Source organism: Sphingomonas populi, from assembly GCF_004208535.1.
In the GTDB taxonomy this organism is placed as follows: Bacteria; Pseudomonadota; Alphaproteobacteria; order Sphingomonadales; family Sphingomonadaceae; genus Sphingomonas; species Sphingomonas populi.
In genome coordinates this window covers 1-1,737 of record NZ_SGIS01000131.1, presented here as the reverse complement: position 1 = coordinate 1,737, position 1,737 = coordinate 1, and the positions used below count along the sequence as shown (strand labels likewise).

The following is a 1,737-nucleotide window of genomic DNA, read 5'->3' as shown; positions in this document are numbered from 1 at the left end:
GCCAAACTCAAGCAGTTCCGACGAGTGGCAACCCGATACGACAAGCTGCTCGCCAACTTCATGGGCTTCGTTAAACTCGCAGCCATCGCTATCTGGCTGAGATAGTTAAATCGTCACCACGCCCTAGTCCATCTTATTCAGTGCGCCCCGACGGCGCGTAACACATTTCCACCGACCGATGCTCAACGACACCCGGCGACCTTGTCATACGCAGCGCCGCTCGCGGCGGAGAGCCGACGTCGCCTCGATCTCCTTGCGCCCGACAAAGCAGAGCGACGCGGGTTGATGGTCCACCGTGAATGCCAACCACACACCATCGACCGAACGACCCTTCGGTGGGCGGGATCATCTCGGAATAGATGGGCGGCATCATCGGAATTTGCAAACAAACAGCGCTTACAATCCTTGAGTTCGATAATATTTGTTATGTTAAATTTATCAACGCTTTGACTGGCCTGCGGATCGCCGAAAGCCGATATTCGATTATACGGCGATATTCACTGCGCAGCAAATATGCCTCAGTCTTAATAGCCGCCCGCCAACGCCAGCCGCACATCCGCCGTGATCGTATAGACAGCTTCGCGCTGCGCTCCCCGATTGTGATGATCGACGCGGTACCCCTGATAATGGCGATGCAGCAATCCAGCGCGGACAAGGTCAGATACTGCACGGCTAACATTCGTCCGACCGGATCTCAGAATGCGCGCCTCGATCTCCTCATCTTGTTGCTGAGCCAGATCACCCGCATTTTCCGAGGAGTCGGCCCTTGCCATCAGCTGCGACCGGACCGCCGCAATCATGGCCGCACGGCGACAGTCCCGATTGGCCAGCGGCGCCAGTGCTTGGCATAACCAGTCGCGCACCGGAACTTGGTCGCCTTCGCTTCGGACATAAGGCCCGAGACTGCCATTCTCTCCTGCTGCCTTTGCGATCAGGTTGAGGATGAGCAACACATATCTGGGACGTTTCGACACCTGCGATACGCGCTCGACAAGATCTGGCAGCGCGACGGCCGGCGGCGCCACAGCTCGCGGGGCTTGTTTGATATGGTCAAAGAGGTCGCCTTGGTGGAACATAGCAGGAATCTAGCACAAGCGATTCCTCTGTGAATCCCCCTAAATCATCCGGCTCAACAAAAATCACCAGTGTCACTTTACCCGCGCGGTAAAGTGACACTGGTGACACAGCCCGGACTTGTCTGGCGTTCGCAGCGGAGATGGCGAACGGTTCAACTCGCCCCCGCCGCAACCCTTTCCTGCCAACCAGGTGAGATCCCATGAGGGGTGATGAACAGCGACCGCCGTTAGGGCAAAGTGAGGTCGCCAAACACACCACTTTGGAGGTTCCCATGCCCGAGGCACGCATTCCATCGCAATCGTCGACCGCTGTTCGGATCGACATTGCCGCAATTTTCGTTTCGTTGGAACTCAGTCAGTCAAAATGGTTGGTAACGTCGATATCTCCCGGCGGCGGTGCCAGGGTGTCGCAGTCGATCCTTCCTGCCGGGGACGTGGCCAGCCTGCTCAAGCGACTGGGTGATCTCAAGCGGCAAACGCGCGACAGAGTGGGCGGGGATTTTCCCATCATCACCATTCAGGAAGCGGGGCTAGTCTAGAGCATAAATCGACCTGATTGAATCGTGGGCGATTCCCAAATCGGTTGCGATCTGATTCAGTACGGCCTTCGAGCAAGGAGGTTGATACATGCCCAGGGCGCTGTCGGTTGATCTACGCAAGC

Annotated in this window: 2 protein-coding genes and 1 pseudogene; 2 read left to right on the top strand and 1 reads right to left on the bottom strand. The window is 57.1% G+C overall.

The genetic code is table 11. From position 1 onward, the window contains the following. A pseudogene (locus tag EWE75_RS24455) lies at positions 1-105 on the top strand (IS5/IS1182 family transposase); the annotation flags it as partial. A 419-nt stretch (positions 106-524) separates the two neighbouring features. Here EWE75_RS24455 and EWE75_RS24450 read toward each other — a convergent pair. Continuing rightward, a complete protein-coding gene (locus tag EWE75_RS24450; RefSeq protein WP_130160617.1) occupies positions 525-1,076 on the bottom strand; it encodes a hypothetical protein in 552 nt (183 codons plus the stop codon). A 272-nt stretch (positions 1,077-1,348) separates the two neighbouring features. Between EWE75_RS24450 and EWE75_RS24445 the strand changes: the two genes are divergently transcribed. After that, positions 1,349-1,615, top strand: a complete 267-nt coding sequence (locus EWE75_RS24445) for a hypothetical protein (protein ID WP_130160616.1) — start codon at positions 1,349-1,351, stop codon at positions 1,613-1,615. Positions 1,616-1,737 lie beyond the last annotated feature (122 nt).